The sequence below is a fragment of the Halorubrum saccharovorum DSM 1137 genome, assembly GCF_000337915.1.
Taxonomy (GTDB): Archaea; Halobacteriota; Halobacteria; order Halobacteriales; family Haloferacaceae; genus Halorubrum; species Halorubrum saccharovorum.
In genome coordinates this window covers 41806-61774 of the sequence record NZ_AOJE01000025.1, presented here as the reverse complement: position 1 = coordinate 61774, position 19969 = coordinate 41806, and the positions used below count along the sequence as shown (strand labels likewise).

Sequence of the window (19969 nt, the reverse complement as noted above, 5' to 3'; positions counted from 1 at the left end):
CATACCGTTTCTCTCTTCTCTGTTCGTATAAACCCGGCTGATCCGGGCAACGGCACCGTCTCCGGAAGACACAGGCGGTTTGCGCGGCGGCGACGATCGAGCCCTTTGACCATCTCGCGAGCGCCGTTTGAACATATCACAAAGTCCATACCCCAGCGCGACGCGGTACGATCCATCAGGTGGATCCCGTGACAGAGAAACGCGAATACCGCGACGACTACGACGACAAGACGCTGTACATCCCCGGCCCGACCGAGGTCCGCGACGACGTGATCGAGGCGATGGCGGAGCCGATGTTCGGCCACCGGATGGACCGGATGACCGACCTGTACACCACCATCGTCGAGGATACGAAGACGTTCCTCGGCACCGACAACGAGGTCGTGATCCTCACCGCCTCCGGCACCGAGTTCTGGGAGGCGTCGACGCTCAACCTCGTCGACGAGAACATCCTGGTCCCGACCTGCGGGAGCTTCAGCGAGCGCCACGCCAACGTCGCCGAGCGACTCGGCAAGGACGTGGACCGGCTGGAGTACGAGTGGGGTGAGGCCGTCAAACCCGAGGACATCCGCGAGCACCTCGAATCGACCGACAAACAGTACGACGTGGTCGCGACCGTGATGAACGAGTCGTCGACCGGCGTCCGCAACCCGATCGAGGAGATCGGCGACGTGGTCGCGGAGTACCCGGACACGTACTTCGTCGTCGACGCCGTCTCCGCGCTCGGCGGCGATCACGTCGACATCGACGAACACGGTATCGACGTGATCTTCGCGTCCACCCAGAAGGCGTTCGCGATGCCGCCGGGGCTCGCGGTCTGCGTCGTCAGCGACGACGCCTACGACCGCGAGGTCGAGAAGGGCGACTCCTCGTGGTACGGCGGCTTCCGCCGCACCATCGACTACTACGACCGCAAGGGACAGACCCACTCGACGCCCGCGATCCCGATCATGTTAGCGTACCGCAAGCAGATGAAACACATGCTCGACGAGGGCCACCGGGCCCGCGACGAGCGCCACCGCGAGATGATGGCGTACGTCCACGACTGGGCGGACGAGCACTTCGCGATGTTCCCCGAGGAGGGATACGAGTCGCAGACGGTCGCCTGCATCGAGAACACTCAAGGCATCGACGTCGCGGCGACCATCGAGGAAGTGAGCGCGGAGTACGACATGGCGTTCTCGAACGGCTACGGCTCGCAACTCGGCGAGGAGACGTTCCGGATCGGCCACATGGGCGAACACACCGTCGAGAGCGTAAAAGAGCTCACCGACGCGATCGAAGACGTCGCGGACCTGTAGCGATCGAAGACGTCGCCGGGCTGTAGCGCTGCCGGTCGTCCCGCTTCTCGCTTCTCCCTACTCGCCCCGGCGCGGCTCGACCAACTCGATCCGGTACCGCCGCCCGCCCGGCTCGGTCTCCTCGACGGCGACGACGACGAACGACTCCTCGCCCACGTCGATCATGTCGCCCGGAGAGAGGGGGCCGTCGTCACCGGCTTCGCCGCGCCGCCGCCGGTTCTCCCGCGCGCGCCGGTCGGTGTCGCCGACGACCGCTGGCCCGACGCTGATCGTCCCCCGTTCGGCCGCGATCACGCGGCTCCAGAACGCGTCCGAGGGCGGTCGCGGTCCCACGCGCTCGGCCAGCTCGGATCTCGTCAGTCGCTTCATCGTGTCATCGCCGATCGGTCACAGCCAGAGCAGTTGTGCGTGTCGGGTCTCCTCGAACTCCAGCACGGTCTCCTCGTCGACGAGCCCGGCCTCGACGGCGACGCCGACGGCCTCGGTGCCCACGATGTTCGCGACCTGCGCGCGGTGAAGCCCCGCCACGACCTCCTCGGCGGTCGCCTCGACCGCGTCGTCACCGCCGTAGAACTCCTCGCTGACGGTGATCGTCGCGCGCCCGTTGTCGTACGTCTCGCCGAGACAGTCGGCGTCGCAGACGGAGACGAGCCGCCCCTCGGCGGTCTCCCGCTCGCGGAGGAGCATCTAGAACCCCTCTGGTCCCTCGCCTTGGAGCTCTCGCTCCGGTTCCTCGCGACCGGACCCCCGCCCACCGTGACCGCCGCGGCCGCCCCGACCGCCGGCCCCGGGCTGGCCGCCGGCGCCCGGGCGTCCGCCCTGACGACCCTGGCCGCCGGGCCCGGGCGCTTGGCCGGTCTGTTCCTCGACCATCTGCTCTTCCGCCTCGCGGCGGATCTCCTCGGCGCGGTCGGCGACCTCCTCGGCTTGCTCGTGTTCGCCGGCCTCTTCGAGCGCGCGGGCCTTCTCCTCTAACACGCCCGCGCTCCGGTAGCCGAGCCGGATCGCGTTGTCGAAGCAGCTGACGGCGTCCTCGGCGAGCCCGCGCTCCACCAGCAGGAACCCGCGGTTGTACCACGCTTCCGCGAAGCGCGGGTCGGTCTCGACGGCGCGCTCGGCGTGTTCGAGCGCCTGCTCGCCGCGGCCCGACTCCCAGAGCGCGTACGCGAGGTTGGTCTCGGCGGTCGCGGCGTGCTCGGAGTCGTCGTCGATCCGCAGCGCCTCCTCGTAGGCGCCGATCGCCTGGTCGAACTCCTCCAGCTCCGCGTGGGCCGCGCCCTTGTTCACCCACGCCTCCTGGGCCTCCAGCGAGTCCTCGTCGGCGAAGCGGGCGGCGCGCTCGAACGTCTCCGTCGCCTCCTCGTGGCGGTTGATCCCCATGTACGAGAGCCCCACGTCGATCAGGCGCTCGACGTCGATGGCGTCGCTCTCGACGTTGCGCTTGTCCATGATGTCCGTGAGCACGCGGGAGTCGACGGGGTCGACCGTGTTCGGGTCGGCGTCGATCTCCTCGGGGTCGAGGGTGAACTCCTCGTAGTCGGCGTCGACGCCCTGCCCGGCGGAGAACTCGTGGCGGTCGTCGTCGCGTTCGTCGGTCATATACCCGGTTTAGCGGGTCACGACGCGTAAGGGTTGCGTCGGAGCGCCGCGGCGAGGGCGGTTCGCCGTCGGCGCATCCTCACTCCCCGCGGTGTGGGGTGACGCGGCCGACCGCCGAAGGCCGGGCACCGCCCTCCGAGCGGGCTACTCGGTCACGGCGGCGTTCGGAACGCCGCTCGACCGCCGGCCGGAATACCGCTCCCACAACAGCACGGCCGGGGGGAGCGCGACGACGGTGAAGATGAACGAGTACAAGACGCTCAACCCCATCAGCAGCCCGAAGTCACCGAGCACGGGGGTGATCGCGAGACCGAGCGCACCGGTGCCGAGCGACGTGGTGAGCATACTCCCGAGCAGGGCGCCACCGGTGCCCGAGAACGTGATGATCATCGATTCGTAGGCGTTCGCGTTCTCGTTGAACTCGTCGACGAACCGGTGCGTGGCGTGCACGGAGTACGCGATCCCGAGCCCGATCGAGATGGAGAGGATCGTCGCGGTCAGCGCGTTCAGCGACATCCCGAGCGCTCGCATCGTTCCGAGCAGGAACGCGATGGCGATGAGGATGGGGAAGAGGTTCACGACCCCGAGCAGCGGCTTGCCCTCCAAGACCCCGTACGAGACGACGAGGAACACCCCCGTCAGGCCGATCGCGAGGACGAGCCCTTGGATCGCGGAGTTAAAGATGATGTCCGTCACGGCGTCGAAGACGACGAGCTGGCCGGTCGCCGTCGCGTCCTGCCGGAAGCTCTCGGAGAACTGCCGCGCGTCGGCGGCGGCCTCGCCCTGCGACGCGCTCGCGTCGATCGCGTAATCGACCTGTGCGTTTCGCCGATCCCGCGTGAGATACTGCGCGGCGCGGTCGCCGGCCGGCGAGGCGAACAGCACGTCGTATATCCGTTCGAGGTTGCGGTCGGGGATCCCGTTCCCGTTCACGTCGTTGCGGGCGACGAGCTCGGCGAACTCCGGATCGCGTTCGGCCTGCGTTCGGATCACGGTGACGATGCTCGTCGGGCGCGCACTCCCGCCGTCGCCGACGGCGAGCGTGGACGGTGGATCGTCGTTCGGGGCAGCGAGCGCCTCCAGCGCGTGATCCTCTTGGAAGTTGCCCTCGACGTATATCGTTACTGACTGATCCTGGTTGGTCGAGAAGCGGTCCTCTAAGAGGGTGATCGTCTCCGTGACGGTGTACTCGCTGGGAGCGAACGGCTCCGGCAACGCGGTCACGTACTCGGGGAGTTCTTCGGGCGGAAGGAAGTCCTCCGTCTCGAAGGACGTGTCGACGCCGCTGCCGTACGTCGCGGCCATCCCCCCGGTGACGAGCAACACGATCACGAACGCGATCGGCGCGTACTGACTGACCTGCGTCGGGAACGTCAGCAGCCGACCGAGCGTGGAGTCGCTGGAGGAGATCGGGGCCGAGTTGAATTCGGGAACCCCGTACGCGTCACGCAGCTTGTCGACCTCGAGCTTCGCCGCCGGCAGGAACAGCCCGAAGATCAGGAACGTGAATATGATGCCGATCGCGGAGGCGATCCCCAGGTCCCGGATCGGTCCGAGATCCGAGATCACGTTCGCGCCGAACCCGAAGACCGTCGTCGCCGTGACGATGACGAAGGCGATCATGAGCTGGTTGTTCGCCTCTCGCATCGCCTCGACGGCCTCGTAGCCCTTGACGGTCTCCTCGCGGTAGCGGTTGATGATGTGTATCCCGAAGTCGACGCCGACCGCGAGCAGCAGGACCGGGACGGAGATCATCTGCTGGCTGAACGGGATGCCGGAGAACCCGAGGAATCCGAACGTCCAGATAACGGTCATGAGCAGCGATAACAGCCCCAGCGAGAGGTCGATCGGGTCGCGGTACGCCACGACCAGGAACAGCAACAGCAGCAGCACGACGACCGGCATCACGATCGTCAGCGAGTCGCCGATCACGTTCGCCGTCTCCGCGTTCGTGATCCCGATACCGAACGCCCGGATGTCTCCGGGGTAGTCGTTCGTTATCGTCTGGATCGTCGTCTGAATCTCCTGGAGGTTCCCGTCGGAAAAGCCCGGAGGGACCTGGTGTGAGACGACCGTGATCGACGCCGACGCGCTGGCGCTCGTCGGGTTGAAATCGGTCGACAGCGCCCGGCCGAACTGCGGCTCCCCTTCGAGTCCGCGAACCGCCCGACGGATCTGAGTGGGAGTGGCGCCTTCGAGTGCGCGCCGCTGCTCGGTGACCGTCGTCGCCGACGGGTCGATGGCCCTCGCAACGACAGGCGCGGGTCCGTTAACCGACGCCACCCGGAGGTCGTCACGGTTCGTCAGCTCTTCGAGCAGCCGGATGTCGCGGACGAGCGCCTCCTTGGTTAGGACGTTCCCGCCGGTGTGAATGAGTTGGGTGGACTCGCTTCTCGGCTCGAACGGGTCGTCGAACTGCTCGTTGACCGCATCGAGCGCCTCCTGTTCGTCGAGGCCTTCGGTGAACGCGTCGGTGGCTCCGGTGTCGGTGCTGACGAGCCCCATCCCGCCGGCGAACACCATGGTGAGTACGAGGAACGCGACGATGACCTGGCGCGGCCTGTCGACGATGGCGTCGTTGAGCCGCCGCGTCCCCGCCTCGATCTGCTCACCGACCGACATCAGTTACTGCCGCCTCCGATAGAGGACCAGTCCGCCGGTTCCGATCACGAGGAGCGCGACGACGATCACGGGGATCGGAATCCCGCCGCCCTCGCTCTCGGTCACGTCGATCGGAACGCGGTAGGTGTCCGAGAGATGACTGTCGCCGTCTGCGTCATCGTACCGGAAGTCGAGCGAGATCGGGTAGGTGCTCCCGGCCGTCGCAGAGCCGGTGGTGGTCAACTCGAACGTCATCGTCGTCGTTTCACCCGGTTCGAGGGACTGGACGTAGCCCGTGTCGGTGGTGCCCGTGTCGAGCGGATCGTCGGCGAACAGCCGCGCCTCGACGTCGCTCGCGGTCTCTTCGAGGTTGTTCGTCACCGCGACCTCGACGGTTCGTGTCCCGCCCGCATCGATGGTTCGATTTTCGACCGCGACGGTGAACCGGTCCCGCTCCGGCGCGACCTCGGTGTCGACGGCCACCTCGTCGTAGAGGCGAGCCTCACCGCCGTCGTTGCGGTACTGGACCGCGAGTCCGAGCGAACGGAGTCCGGCCTCCGCTTCACCGCCGATCGCGATCGGGAGCGTGAAGTCGGCCGACTCGCCCGGCTCCAACGTGCCGACTGCGGTCGAGCGTTCGATCGGAATGACGCTCCCGGACTCGTCCGCGTACTGGACGACGACGTTGTTGGCCGCGACCGGTCCGTCATTCGTCACCGTTCCGCGTAGTTCGCCGTCCTCACCCACCCGCAGGCTCGACTCGACGTCGCGGACGGCGAACGTCTGTTCGCCGAGTGGCGCCACACCGGCGGAAAGCCCCTCGTCGACCTGGGGAATTCCGTCCGGCGTCTCGAAGGAGACGCTCCCGGAGATCGCGTATTTCCGTTCGGGCGCCGTCGCCGCGAACGAAGCGTCGTACGGGACCGTGACCGTCTCACCGGGCGCGATCGATTCGATCAGGGCCGCGTCGGAGGTTCCCTGTCCCAGCCCAAGTCCGGCGCTCGACGACTCCAACGCGACCGTCGCGTCGTTCGCGGCGGTCGCGCCGACGTTTCTGATCTCGGCCTCGAGCACTCCCTGGTCACCGATCTGCGCGTCGGTCGTCACGTCGACGATCCGGAACCGCGCGTCTTCGGTGACCTCCAACTCGACCTCGGCGTCGACCGTCTCTGTCCGGTCGTAGGTGACGCCGCCGGACTGTTGGTACGTGTAGGAGTACTCCAGTTCGACGTCGAGCTCGTAGCTCCCCGCCTCGGTCCCGTTCGGCACGCTCACGGCGATCGGCACCTCACGGGGTGCGGTTTCGGTCACGGAACCGAGCCCGATCGTGCCCGTTTCCACCGTGAACGGGGTGTCGCCGCCGTCGGCCGTCAGGCGGACGTTGCGCGCGGTGGTGACCACTTCCCGTGTCTCCGGCGTGCCGAGGTCCATGTCGCCGTCATTGATGATCTGGAGTTCCACTTCGTTCGTCCGGCCGGGCGTGACTTCCGGTCGCGGGGCCGTCACTGAGAGCTCCGGCGACCCGCGGATGACGCCTGCGGTCTGGGGTCGCGCGGCCGGGTCCGCGGCCGTCGTCCCGTCGAGGGTCGCGGTCGCCGCGTCCGCGGTCGCCCCGCCGGCGGTCGAGCCCCCGTGCGCCGTGCCCGCGACCGCTCCGACGGTCCCGCTCGTCAGCATCAGTACCGCGGCGAACACGGCGAGAAGTTTCGTCCGCGTCACGCCGACCACCCCCCAGCTCGGTCGTCGCGTCCGTCTGCTCGTCCGCGCATCATCGGTTTCCCGTCAGCGTGCGCGTCTGACGACGGTGATATCGGACAGGCCCTACCTCGGTGGACAATCTCGGAGTCCGTTCCATACCTATTCACGGTTCCAAAAATGAATAAACTCTTTGTTTCTGGATTCGTAACGCATGATCGATGGACCGATACCGATCGATAGACAGCGTCTGAGTACCACGATAATGAGTAGATTCACCGAACGAGACCGAGAGCGTATCCGAAATCAACTGATCGAGGCCGGTAGAGATCTGTTCACTCAGTTCGGGTTCGAACGCACGCGGATCAGCGACCTCACGGAGGAGGCCGGGATCGGGACGAGCACGTTCTACCAGTTCTTCGATTCGAAGGAAGCGCTGTACGTCGAGGTGCTTCTCGCGGAGCGCGAATCGCTGGAGGCGCAGATCGCCGAAGCCGTCAAAGCGGTCGACACTCCGCGCGAAGAGGTGCGCGTGTTGTTGAAAACGACCCTCAGTGAAGTGCGATCGAACCCGCTCATCTCCACGCTGATCGTCGACGGCGAGTTACGCGCGCTCCAAGATCGGATCGCCGACGCGAAGGTCCCCGATGATCCGATCAGCTCCGACACCCGACACTCCGAGCTCCCGTTCGCTAAGCGGTGGGCCGAACTCGACGCGTTCCGGTACGACGATCCCGAACTGATCGATCAGTTACTCATGTCGCTCGTCTTCACTGCGCGTTCGCGAAACGCCCCGATCGGTGCCGACAACGACGTCGCCTACGAGCAGGTCGAAGACGCGATGATCGAGACGATCGTCGACGGTCTCTTCGCGGACGGGTGACCGAAGTTCCCGAGTTCCGCGACGGGAGGGTGCAGTTCACCGATCGGGGTACCTCCCAGAGCGGCGGTCGACGCGTCGTTGCTCGACGGTCGAGACTACCTACTCCAGATCCAGCAGCGCCGCGATCTCGTCGAGGTACTCGTCGTAGATCCCGACGGCCGACTCGATCGGGTCCGGCGAGGCCATGTCGATCCCCGCCAGTTCGACGACCTCGAGGGGGTAGTCGGAGCCGCCGGCCTTCAGCATCTCCCGGTAGTCGGCGGCGGCCTCGTCGCCCTCGTCGAGGACGCGCTCGACGATCGCGGCCGCCGCGGAGATACCGGTCGCGTACTGGTAGACGTAGAAGTTGTAGTAGAAGTGCGGAATGCGCTCCCACTCGCGCTCGATACCCCCGGTCAGCTCGGCCGGCGCGTAGTAGTCGCCCTTGAGGTCGGCGTAGATCTCGTCGAACGCGTCGGGGGTGAGCGCCTCGCCGGCCTCGACGCGCTCGTGGATCCGCTGTTCGAACGCCGCGAACATCGTCTGCCGGAACAGCGTCGAGCGGAAGCGTTCGAGGTACTCGTCGAGGACGTGGGTGCGCAGCGCGTCGTCCTCGACCGTGTCGAGCAGGTGGTGGGTGAGCAGGGTCTCGTTGACGGTGGAGGCGATCTCCGCGACGAAGATCTCGTAGCTCGCGTCGTGCCACGGCTGGGCGTCGCCGGCCAGCTCGGAGTGCATCGAGTGGCCGAGCTCGTGCGCGAGCGTGAACATCGAGGCGATGTCGTCCTGGTAGTTCATCAGGATGAACGGCTGGGTGTCGTACGTGCCCGAGGAGAACGCGCCCGAGCGTTTCCCGCGGTTCTCGTACACGTCCACCCACCGCGAGTCGAGCCCCTCGGCCATCCGCTCCTGGTACGGCTCGCCCAGCGGCGCGACCGCCTCGATCACCCACTCGCGGGCCTGCTCGTACTCCACGTCGGGCCCCTGATCGCCCGTCAGCGACATGTACAGATCGTGGCTCTCCAGCCGGTCGACGCCGAGCGCCTCCTCTTTCAGCTCCGCGTGGCGGTGGAGCACGTCGAGGTTGTCGTCGACGCTGTCGACGAGGGTGTCGTACACCTCGACCGGGACGTTCGAGCCGTCGAGCGCGGCCGCACGCGCGGAGTCGTAGCCGCGGATCTCGGCGCTCGTCGCGTGCTCTCTGACGGCCTTTTCGAGGGAGGTGCCGACCGTGTTTCGGACGCTCGACCACTCGTCGTAGAACGTCTCGTGGACGCGCTCGCGGAACGCCCGGTCCGGGTTCTTCTGGAGCTTCGTGAAGTTCGACTGGGTGATCTCGACCTCCTCGCCGTCGGGGTCTTCGACGACGCCGTAGGTCATGTCGGCGTTCGTCAGCATCGAGTAGATCTCGCTCGGGGCGTCGGTGACCTCGGACAGATCGGCGAGCACCTCCTCGACCTCGGCGGAGCGTGTGTGCTCTTTCATCCGCAACACGTCGTCGAGGTAGTGCTCGTACTCGTCGAGGGCCGGCTCGGCGTCGATAAAGGAGTCGACCTCCGCCTCCGTGAGCGACTGGAGCTCCGGCTCGAGGTAGGAGATCGCGCTCGACGCCTCGGAGCCGAGCGAGGACGCCTTCGCGGACATCGCCTGATACTCCTGGTTCCGGGTGTCCTCGGCGCTGCGGAGCCGGGCGTACGTCGTCACCCGCTGGAGGTCACGGAAGATCTCCTCGCGTAGCTCCAGCAGTTCGAGGAGGGTTCCGGCGTCGTCGGTGACGCGCCCCTCGTACGCCGCGAGCTCCTCGATCCGGTCAGAGACCGCCTCGTACGCGTCTTCCCACTCCTCGTCGTCCGCGTAGACGCTCTGGAGGTCCCACTTGTACGACTCGTCGATCTCCGTTCGCTCGGGAACCGAACTCATACCACGGGATTCGCCCCTGGGGCACTAAGGCTTGTCAAACGCGGAACTCCGCGTGAGCAACGCGGCCGTCACTCCCCGCCGGCCCACTCCGCGAGGTCGACGACGAGCACGAGCGCGTCTTCGCCGTCTCGGTAGTAGTTCGAGATGCGGCGGATCGGGTCGAACCCCTCGTCCGCGTACAGCGAGCGCGCGGCCGCGTTGCTCTCGCGGACCTCCAGCCGCACGACGGCGACGCCGACGGCGCGAAGCCGCGCGAGCGCGGACCGAAGCAGCGTCCGACCGATCCCCTCCTCGCGCGCCTCGGGGTGGACCGCGAGGTCCTTCACGTGGCCGATGTCGCGCCCGTGATTCGGGGTGGAATCCGCGACGACGTAGCCGACGACCGCCCCCTCCCGCTCCGCGACGAGGAACGCGGGCTCGTCGAGCAGCCGCTCGAAGGCGTCGTACGGCCACGGGTCCGAGAAGCACGCCCGCTCGATCCGGATCACGGCGAGGAGGTCGGCGCGCTCGACCGGCCGGACGGTCGCGTCCACGGGGGTCACGGGCCGGATTGGCGCGCGGGAGGAATAAACGCGACGGGACGGGACGCTCCCGTGTCGCCCGCGCCGATCGCGGTCACCCGTCGATCCACGGCTCGCCCGCCTCGGCCGCGTGGGGGGCGGGCCCTCGGACCACGAAGCACGCCCCACCGGGGACTGCCACGTCGTCCGGGCACGGGGGGTCCGCGCCGCCGCCCCGGAGCCCGACCGTCCAGCCGTGCGACTCGACGACCTCGCGGACGATGTCGAGCCCGTAGCCCGTCCCGGCCTCGCGGGTCGTGAAGCCGGGGTCGAAGACCGCCTCGCGGTGCGCCGGGGCGATCCCCGGTCCGTCGTCGGCCACGAGGAACCCCCCGTCGGTCGCGGTCACGACGACGGTGAGCGGGGCGTCCTCGTCGCCATCGGTCGGCCGGGCGTCGCTCGGGCCGTCGGTCGGCCGGGCGTCCTCGCCCCCGTCGGTCGGTCGAACGCTTTCTCCGCCGTCCGGCGCGGCGTGTTCCGTCGCGTTCCGGAACAGGTTCTCGAACGCCTGTCTCAGGCGACCGCGGTCGCCGCGCACCCGGGCGTCGGCGCCCACGACGAGCCTCGCGTCCGCGCTCCCGGCGGTGTCCCACGCCTCGCGGGCGACGGCGCCGAGCGCGAACTCGGTCGGCTCGTCGATCCCGGATCCCTGTCGGGCGAGCGTCAGCAACTCCGAGACCAGCTGGTCGATCCGGTCGACGGCGCGCTCGCCGCGCTCCAGCGGCTCGGTGTCGCCTTTCAGCCGTGCCATCTCCATCGACCCCCGGATCACCGACAGCGGGTTTCGGAGATCGTGGGAGACGATGCTGGCGAAGCGGTCCAGCCGCTCGTTGCGGTCGGTGAGGCGGCGCTCGCGCGCCTTCCGCTCGCTCACGTCTCGCGAGTTGATGAGCAAGTGCCCGACCGCGGCGTCGGCCGGCAGCGACCGGGTCCGGGACTCCAGCCAGACCCAGTCGCCGTCGGCGGTGCGGTAGCGGTACTCCAATGTGGGCGTCGCGTCGGGGTCGTTGAGCGCGCGGTAGAACCGCTCCGTCACGCGCTCGCGGTCGTCGGGGTGGACGTAGCCGAGCGGGGACCGCCCCACGGTCGACCCCTGCTCGTAGCCGAGCACCTCCTCGACCGACGGGCTCTCGTACCGGACTCGACCGTCGTCGTCGACGACGGTGACCAGGTCCGTGCCGTACTCCAAGAACTCTCGGAACCGCTCCGGGAAGGCCTGCTCGGCGTCGACGCGGCGCGCGGTGACGACGCGCCCGCCGAACTCGGGGGCCAACTCCTCGTCGACGACCGACTCGACCCAGACGAATCCGCCGTTGGCGTGACGGAGCCGGTGGGTGACGACGCGGTCGGTCGCGACCGCGGAGAGCGCGTCGGCGACGGGCTCGCGGTCGTTCGGGTGGACGTGGTCCAGCAGGTCTCCCCCGAGGAGGGCCGTCCGCTCGACCCCGAGCACCGCGGGCACCGAGGGCCCGGCGAACAGCACTTCGCCGTCGACCGCGACGGCCGCGACGAAGCGGTCGGCACCCGGAGCGTCCGGGATGGCCGACTCGACATCCTCGTCCGCGTCAGCCTCACCGCGCGCCCCCGTCGCCCCGGTCGTCGCTGCCGCCCCGTTCGCGGCTGGCGGCTCGCGGACGGAGCCGTCTTCCCCGCCGTCGTCGGACTCCCGGCGGTCGTCGCCGGCGCGGGCGTCTCGACGGGCGGTCGACGGACGATCGGTCGGGCGGAGGGTCACGCTAGTTCGGTCTCCCCTTCGGGTGCGATCGGATAAACCCGCGCCCTCAGAGTATCAGACGGGATAATCAGAGGCGAGCACAGGTGGCTGCGAGCGATCTCCCGTCATCGGGTCGCTGGGCCTTCCCTCCCGTCGAAGCGGATCGCCTCGGCGGCTCAGATCCCTCGCCTCGGCCGCGTCCCATGCGTCGGCGAATCCGCCGCTCACGCAGAGCGCGAACGCGCCTGCGCCATCGCGAGAAGCCCGGCGCGCTCCTCGTCGATCGCGGTGAGCGCGCCGTCGAACATCGCCGGTGACAGCAGCACGGCGGCGAAGGGGACGATTTCGAGTGGAGATCTCACCTTCAAAAGGCGTCTCGCCGGGGTGACAGTGCCGAGCCGGACTGCGTCGATTTCCCGCCGTCGACCGATCCGGGCGACCGCAGTCAGAAGCGTTAAACGCTCGCCGCGGATATCCGGTCGTGAGGGCGCGTAGCTCAGCGGACAGAGCACTTGGTTCCGGACCAAGATGCCGCGGGTTCAAATCCCGTCGCGCCCGTCACACACCCTCTTGGTGCGGATACATAGCAAACCACGGGACAGCGTAGCGATCGGTAGTATTTCGGGTTCATTTCGAGGGGTGATTTCGTCACGCTCCGTGACGACGGTCGCCGCCGTCTGTCGATTCGGGAAGAACCAAAACGGCATTCATGTTAGTATTTGGGGTCGAGTGACGCTTTGAGACGGAACGGGTTCGATGAAGAACTGAGCATCTATGGGGTCGAGTAAATCGGGAGAGCCATCGAGATGCGTTTCTGATTGCTCATCCGAGGCCATCATTCGGATCGATCATCCGAGGCCAGTGACTCGTCGATTCACCGCACACCGCAGAAAAGACGGACGCCGTCACCCCACCCGCAGTCACTGGCCGACCCGCCTACGCCTCAACACCACCAACAACATCGTCACGGTTCCCCTCAGCATGGTCCTCAACGGCCTCCACAGCATCGTCTGCCATGTCCTCAATCTCATCGAGATCCGAAACCGAACTCGAACCCAGTGACTGCGTGAGTCTGTTCGCAGTCACGGGAACGAAAAACAGAAAGAGAACTAACAACAGAGAACTGAGAAACCTAACCCCAAAGACCCCAATCACAGCTCTCTAACTGCCGGAAATTACGGGTGAGTTTACTGCGCATCGACTGGTAATCCACCTCAATCGTTAGATCAGCATACGTCTGTCGTGTAGTGCTGTGTTTGCAGGCGTGTAGGTCGTCAATAGCGTTCACTGCCGATTCAGCGACACTCAGATCCTCTGTTTCCATCGCGATGTCCACGAGGTTCTGAACACCCAGTTCGCGGTACTCAACGCGGCGTTTTTCGGATTCCTCAATCATGCCCTGTTTGTGATACCGAACTCTCTTGATTTGCCCTCTGACCTCCTCAAACCGGTCTTGTACGTCGTCAGCGGCGCTGAGATCGTCTTGCGATAACGCACCGTATGGGTCATCATGATCGCCCGGCTTTTGGACCGTGGCCTTAGCGTTGATTACACGGTTATAGTCGGGGTCAGCAGCCACGTACTCCGGATACGTATCTGCGTCACGCATCTCTTCTAACCGCTCCTCAAACTCCTCAACAACGCCTTCAGCGTCCGCGAGCGCGTCGAAGAACAGGTCTTCGCTGAGATCACGGCCAGCAGCTATGATGTCGTCATTAACATCGTCCTCGCTGATCTGACTCGTCACACCCATGTTCTGCTTAATCGTCCGGAGGTCTTTCAGGAGGTCATCCAGCTTCCGAATCGACGCATCGAACGACCGCCAATCATCCGCATTTTCGAGCGCCTGTACTTCAGTTTCGATTTCGTGTTCGGTTTGGGTGAGTGCGGCTGACTTAACGTCGTCATCCACGATGTACACGCCATCCTCGCCGGGGACAGGCACCATAGTGCCTGCAATGTCGTGAGCGTGCCCGTTTTCCCGGACGTACTGCTTCGTGTACCCTAATCCACCGTTATCAGACGCTAACACGTCCACAATCGAGGAGTGCTGGATCGTGTTCTCGAATCGGTGCTGAATAATCCCGATGCCGAGCGCAACGGGTGTGTCACCGCCTTGCGGACGGGGATCCGTGCTGATGTGCGTCGGATTCAGCTCGGGGACTTCACCGGTTTCCTCCCACTTTTTGACTACAGATTCGAGGATGTCTTTGCGCACGCACGATTCATCGTCGTGTTCCGGGGTGAGGTCGTCAGGCAACTCCTCTGCGTCAACATCCGGGTCGTACATCTCGATCAGATCCACGTCTTCATTTTCGGATTCAGCACTGTTCTGTTCCTGATTCTGATGAGTCTGATTCTGAACGTTGATCGACCCAGATTCGATCGTGTCGCGGAGGTCTTCGATCTGGTCTTCGAGGTCTTCGTTTGTTGTGGCGCTGTGAACGGATTCGCCTTTTGGGGCTTTTTTGATGTAATCGCGGAGTGCAGCGGCTTTACTTTTGTAATTCTCTTCGGCCCATTGAGTAAATGCGTCCGCGATGTCGTCATCGACTGTAGTTTGGATTGAGGTCATCGTATTTCGGTGTCAGATCGCGCCCCTTATATGCCTTGTTGAGTTGCGGATTTCAGGTGAAATTAACCACCGGATCCAGTGAACCACCAGATCCAGTGGTACCCCCCGCTCCAGTGGGTCCAGTGACTCCAGTGGAAATTCCATGGGATTGCCGTACTCCCCACTTGCGGCATAGAAACACGGGTCTACCCCGAGAATAACCAGATTCACGACCCCGTAATCCCATGGGATCACCGACCCCCCACATTTTGTTTTTAGCGGGGGTCGCGCGCTCAACACGAACACCCCCTGATCAGTGACGCAGTGACTGATGTCGCGCGCACCTCACAGACGGATCTCGTGATGTAACTCAATCTCGGCCAAAGTCACTGGATCACGGTTCATATCTCGCTCAAAATACTCTCGGTGAATAGTCGAAACACCTCAATCCATGGAATCCCATGGGATCACGGTACTCCGTACTGTGACGTGTGTTCGACGTTCTACCCCCAAAATAAGCAGTTTCACGTCCCCGAAATCCCATGGGATCTCGCACCCCCACATTTTGTTTTTAGCGGGGGGCGCGAGGAAAAGGCGGAGGGGGTCGAGGGACGACCCTACCCCACTCCGTGCGGTAGGTCTGTCGGTAAGACCCTCTACGGTAATGTACGGGACATATCTACTTAAGGGTTTCTGTGTATAACCATTATATTAACTATCTATTCTATTTTTTAATTTTTTTATTAATAGTAAGCATAACAGTTGCCCGCGAGTAGTACAGCAGGGTCGTGACAGCGACAGCCCTGCGACAGCTGCCGCCGACTTCGCTGAGTTGTTGAGCGAGGGGGGTTGAGTCATATCGCGCGACCCCGTCTAAAAACAAAATGTGGGGGGTCGGTGATCCCATGGGAATCAAGGGGTGTTTCAGACGAGTTTCCGGCGCGTGACAGTGGTGAGGTGGCTGTGGACGTGTGTATTGGTGATCCCATGGGATCTCATGGGGTGAGTTGTTCCCCGTGAATCTCACTGAGTATTGAGCGCGACCCCGTCTAAAAACAAAATGTGGGGGGTCGGTGATCCCATGGAAATCGAGGGGTGTTTCAGACGAGATTTCGGCGTGTGAATGGAGTGAAGTGGTGGTGAACGTGTGTATTGGTGATCCCATGGGATTCCATGGATTTGTACTGGAGCTACTGGATCTGGTGGTCGGTGTGAGGGGTGACGAGTTTCTGAGCGCGACCCCGTCTAAAAACAAAATGTGGGGGGTCGGTGATCCCATGGGAATCGAGGGTGTGATTTCAACGGGATTTCGATGAGTGAGNGACGAGTTTCTGAGCGCGACCCCGTCTAAAAACAAAATGTGGGGGGTCGGTGATCCCATGGGAATCGAGGGTGTGATTTCAACGGGATTTCGATGAGTGAGTGGGGTGAGGTGGTGGTGAGCGTGTGTATTGGTAATCCCATGGAATCTCATGGAATCTGCCTTTCGGGAGTATATCGACCAAGGTTCGGGACGTGATCTGGGCCAGTGACTGTGATCGTGATCTGCGTGTGCGTATTGGGTCGGGGTCGTGCTGCGCCGCATTTCGATTCGCTGTTGGTGATGCAGTCGTATCTCCCTGAGTAGTCTTGGTGGAGCTGTTTCTCGGTGGTTATGAGGTGTTGCCGGTGAGCTTGATTAGAATCCTGTGAGTGGTGTCTGCGGTGCGGTGTGCGGCGACGTGAGTCACTGGCCGTCCACACGTGTGCGTGCCCGTGATAATAGCCAGTGACTCGACGCTCGGTCAAAAGCAAGATCTCGGTGAGATGTTTGAATCCGGGAGAATCGGAGGCCTCAGATCACGTGGCCAGTTGTTCACTGAGCGGCCAGCAACCCCCGATTTCTCTCGGGACTTCACCAAACCCTGACGTTTCTTTCTGCGCGGTGCGCTTGTTCATGTGTTTGATTAATATAAAAATATACCGAATTACTGTATGTGTGGGTTCAAAATACGGTTAGAATAGGCGTAATAGGCAAAGTATGTAGAGTAGGCAGAACAGTCGTAATAGGTAGAGTAGGCAGAACAGTCGTAATAGGTAGAGTAGGCAGAACAGTCGNTAGGTAGAGTAGGCAGAACAGTCGTAATAGGTAGAGTAGGCAGAACAGTCGTAATAGGTAGAGTAGGCAGAACAGTCGTAATAGGTAGACAAGGTGGAGTAGATGTTGGGCGGCGCGGGTGTCCAGGTGCCGGGCACGCGCCGGGGGATCGGGTCGCGAGGGCCATTGGTCGCGTGGAGGCTCGGACGCTCCCTACGGTCGCTACAGCCATCCAACAGCAATACAGCAATGACAGCTACAGCTTTTCCGGGGTGAAGTAATCGCTTCAGTTCGATTCTCTTTCGTGTTTCCCGACTTCCTGATTCCCTTGTTTTTGTTTCCTTTTCTTCCTCTCTTGTCTCCCGTCCGTGACCCCTTCCTCTTCTTCTCTCCCGTCTTTTTCTTCTCCTCTTTCCCTTCACCGTTCTTCTCCTTCTTCCTGCTCTCGCTCCCTCTCACCCCCGTTCTGCTCTTGATCTCTGATCTTTCCTTGTTCTCCTCACCCCGATTTCCTCTTCTGCTTTCTATTTCGCCTTAGTATGCGAGGGATTTTGTCGCGTAACTCACGTTGCCGTCTCACCTGTTGGTTTTGGGTTACTCATTGCGCGTTACGAGTGGCCGGTCACGTGACTCGTTAATACTCATTACGCTGTATTTTGGGGTTCTACTGTTTTCTGATTGGTTTCTCACGTCTCGCGCGTAGAGTTCTGCGCAACTCTTATAGGGATTTCTTCCATGCCGACAATTGTAAGATGAAACACAAAGATACACGACTCGATTCGGACGCACTGCTGGTACTCGACGCACTTTCCCGGCAGGATGACCGTCGACTCACAACCTCCGAAGCCAAAACCGTGACCGGGATCACCGACAACGACTATGTCCGCCGCCGCTTCCAGAAACTCGAAGCTGCGGACTTAGTGACTCTTGACAAGGACGACACAGCCCCGACACCTATCCCGCCGACACGCGCAACCCTCACCGACTCCGGTGTCGAAAAAGCGGAGTCGTGGGATCTCAATCCCAAATCGAACGACATCCGCAGCGCGGAGGAGCGACTGCTCAGGGTGGAGCGTCGACTCGATGATCTGGACACCCGCCTCGACACGATTGAGGATGCGGCCACGTCGGAGTCGGATCGGATGCCGGATCTGGAGGAGGCGCGGCGGTTGGTAGCGACACTGAGTAATCACGCGGTTGAGGACATGGACGCGGACCTCGGGAAGCACTACCCAGTGGACGTATGAGGTGCAGTGACTGGGGGAGTCCCAGTGACTGCGTGCCGTGATTGACAACAAGCAGAAAGCGCGGCGAAGTGAGGACTGTGGTCTGGTTTTGACGTTGTTGTGTTGTGTTCCTTGACCGCCCCGCGTGGGTGTATCGGGGCGTGTATCGACGGAATGGCGTCCCGATCTTAAATGGTGGGTACCCGAGTGACTTGGGTCTGGTTTTCTGGCTATTGTTTCAGTGATGCTTGAGAAACACCCAAAAATTAAGCTATACTTATAATCCGATGTAACTCTTATATAGGGGTAGCTAAAACAATGGAATGTAATGAGACAGAACATGTCTGATTCGAACGACGCACAGTCCACAACCATCCGCACAGCCGTTCTGCCCGCTGAAACCCTCGAAGAAACCCCGAGTAACTGGACGCCAATCTCTGAAATCAAAAACGGAGTACTGTCGTACATCCCCGAAGCCGACAAAGTCGTGGAATTACACCGAGACGAAACGGAAGACGGCACTGAATACTGGGATGTAAAGGAGGTTGGGACTTTCAAAATTCACGAACTCCCGGCCCTCGATACCCTCCCGACTGCTGATCACATCAGCGAGAAACTTGCCGAGTACGCAGCTGAAGCTCCGGAAGAACACCGCGAAGGAATCAACAACGGCCTCATCAACAACGGCCTAATCAACCATTGGGAGTCCATCCGGCACATGATCGTGGAGCAAGCAGCGAGCGAAGCTGAAGCCGCATTTTGGGAGGATGTGAAGCAGACAGATGGGTACATCCCCGTTGACAAGATCAGGCAGCCAGTTGAAGACAAAGAGATGAGCATCGATGTTGTAATATCGGAGATTGATCACAACTACCGCACTCTTGTTCCGCGTCGCGTGATCCGCGATTTCTTCGAATTTGCTGGAATCATGGATGCAAACCCGTTCTCTCGCCTCGGATTGACGTTCGAGTCTACCGGCGAGTCGGTTAATACTGCGCCTGCGTACCGTTCTGAACCTGAAACCGATTGGCACGAACCGGAGCTGACATCGGATTACGCCCACACTGCACTCGCAGAAGCTGGCTGCACACCCGCCGAATCCACGGATTACATCCAAACCGTGATGAATAACGAACGCCAGTTAGACTGGGCGTCTAAGCGTGATGTGAGTCAGTCCACCGTGTCGCAGAACGTCCGAGCTGCGAAAAATAAGTTGTCTCGGAACGCAGAGTAAAATCGGGGTGTATTGCTGAGTCACTGACCTGCTGAGTTTTCTCCGGTTTGTACTCTCACCAATATCGTGGGTTCTATGGCGGTGAGTGACTGCGTGGATGCATGGTGAGTGGGTGTGGCGATTAAAGACGAGATATGGATGACGTTGATTGAGGAGTTAGCTCGCGGGAATTCGTTCAAAATCAAGGAACTCGATGATNGAGTGACTGCGTGGATGCATGGTGAGTGGGTGTGGCGATTAAAGACGAGATATGGATGACGTTGATTGAGGAGTTAGCTCGCGGGAATTCGTTCAAAATCAAGGAACTCGATGATATTCCTGAGTCGCAACGGAAGACGGCGCGACGGACACTGCGCGTGATGGAGGAGGAGGGATGGGTGGAGCGTGATCCGCCGCGCAGCAGTATTTGGCGGCCCGGCCCACTGAGCCGGGNGGCGCGACGGACACTGCGCGTGATGGAGGAGGAGGGATGGGTGGAGCGTGATCCGCCGCGCAGCAGTATTTGGCGGCCCGGCCCACTGAGCCGGGTGTACTTCACTGGGACGGGAGCGCCGGATGTGTTCGCGTATCCCCACGAGTCTGGTGAGGACGAACCCGAGTCTGTCGGTGGTGATGAACCGAGGCAG

15 protein-coding genes and 1 tRNA gene are annotated in these 19969 nt (G+C 62.9%); 5 read left to right on the top strand and 11 right to left on the bottom strand.

What is annotated here, in order from left to right:
- Positions 1-188 precede the first annotated feature (188 nt).
- Positions 189-1301, top strand: coding sequence for a pyridoxal-phosphate-dependent aminotransferase family protein (locus tag C471_RS07795; protein WP_004047825.1), 1113 nt, complete (start codon positions 189-191; stop codon positions 1299-1301).
- A 57-nt stretch (positions 1302-1358) separates the two neighbouring features.
- Here C471_RS07795 and C471_RS07790 read toward each other — a convergent pair whose 3' ends face one another.
- The 5 genes from C471_RS07790 to C471_RS07770 form a co-directional block, all read right to left on the bottom strand.
- Positions 1359-1670, bottom strand: a complete 312-nt coding sequence (locus tag C471_RS07790) for a hypothetical protein (RefSeq protein WP_004047824.1) — start codon at positions 1668-1670, stop codon at positions 1359-1361.
- A gap of 18 nt (positions 1671-1688) precedes the next feature.
- Positions 1689-1988: a DUF424 domain-containing protein gene (locus C471_RS07785; RefSeq protein ID WP_004047822.1), complete on the bottom strand. Its 300-nt coding sequence runs from the start codon at positions 1986-1988 to the stop codon at positions 1689-1691.
- Positions 1989-2900 carry a tetratricopeptide repeat protein gene (locus C471_RS07780; protein ID WP_004047819.1) on the bottom strand — a complete coding sequence of 304 codons (912 nt, stop codon included), beginning with the start codon at positions 2898-2900 and terminating at the stop codon, positions 1989-1991.
- A 144-nt stretch (positions 2901-3044) separates the two neighbouring features.
- Positions 3045-5522, bottom strand: a complete 2478-nt coding sequence (locus C471_RS07775; protein ID WP_004047817.1) for an efflux RND transporter permease subunit — start codon at positions 5520-5522, stop codon at positions 3045-3047.
- Between the two features lie 3 nt (positions 5523-5525).
- Entirely contained in the window at positions 5526-7229 is a 1704-nt protein-coding gene (locus C471_RS07770; protein ID WP_004047816.1) for a COG1361 S-layer family protein, read from the bottom strand.
- A gap of 232 nt (positions 7230-7461) precedes the next feature.
- Between C471_RS07770 and C471_RS07765 the strand changes: the two genes are divergently transcribed.
- Positions 7462-8079 (top strand): TetR/AcrR family transcriptional regulator, encoded by a 618-nt coding sequence (locus tag C471_RS07765; protein WP_004047814.1) that lies wholly within the window; start codon positions 7462-7464, stop codon positions 8077-8079.
- 99 nt (positions 8080-8178) lie between these two features.
- Here C471_RS07765 and pepF read toward each other — a convergent pair whose 3' ends face one another.
- The 4 genes from pepF to C471_RS16965 form a co-directional block, all read right to left on the bottom strand.
- Positions 8179-9978, bottom strand: a complete 1800-nt coding sequence (gene pepF, locus C471_RS07760) for an oligoendopeptidase F (RefSeq protein ID WP_004047813.1) — start codon at positions 9976-9978, stop codon at positions 8179-8181.
- A 68-nt stretch (positions 9979-10046) separates the two neighbouring features.
- Positions 10047-10520 carry a ribosomal protein S18-alanine N-acetyltransferase gene (gene rimI, locus C471_RS07755; RefSeq protein ID WP_049909115.1) on the bottom strand — a complete coding sequence of 158 codons (474 nt, stop codon included), beginning with the start codon at positions 10518-10520 and terminating at the stop codon, positions 10047-10049.
- Between the two features lie 73 nt (positions 10521-10593).
- Complete coding sequence (locus tag C471_RS07750; RefSeq protein ID WP_004047808.1) at positions 10594-12273, bottom strand: PAS domain-containing protein; 1680 nt, start codon at positions 12271-12273, stop codon at positions 10594-10596.
- A 203-nt stretch (positions 12274-12476) separates the two neighbouring features.
- Positions 12477-12614, bottom strand: coding sequence for a hypothetical protein (locus tag C471_RS16965; protein ID WP_239638630.1), 138 nt, complete (start codon positions 12612-12614; stop codon positions 12477-12479).
- A gap of 123 nt (positions 12615-12737) precedes the next feature.
- Here C471_RS16965 and C471_RS07745 point away from each other — a divergent pair.
- Positions 12738-12810 (top strand) — tRNA-Arg (locus tag C471_RS07745).
- Between the two features lie 378 nt (positions 12811-13188).
- Here C471_RS07745 and C471_RS17400 read toward each other — a convergent pair.
- Positions 13189-13338, bottom strand: coding sequence for a hypothetical protein (locus C471_RS17400; RefSeq protein WP_160163133.1), 150 nt, complete (start codon positions 13336-13338; stop codon positions 13189-13191).
- A gap of 46 nt (positions 13339-13384) precedes the next feature.
- Positions 13385-14827, bottom strand: a complete 1443-nt coding sequence (locus tag C471_RS07740; RefSeq protein ID WP_004047806.1) for a hypothetical protein — start codon at positions 14825-14827, stop codon at positions 13385-13387.
- A 2808-nt stretch (positions 14828-17635) separates the two neighbouring features.
- Here C471_RS07740 and C471_RS07730 point away from each other — a divergent pair.
- Positions 17636-18130, top strand: a complete 495-nt coding sequence (locus tag C471_RS07730) for a hypothetical protein (RefSeq protein ID WP_004047804.1) — start codon at positions 17636-17638, stop codon at positions 18128-18130.
- Positions 18131-18437: 307 nt separating this feature from the next.
- The gene (locus C471_RS07725; RefSeq protein WP_049909112.1) at positions 18438-19343 is read left to right on the top strand and encodes a hypothetical protein; all 906 of its coding nucleotides are present in this window, start codon (positions 18438-18440) and stop codon (positions 19341-19343) included.
- Positions 19344-19969 lie beyond the last annotated feature (626 nt).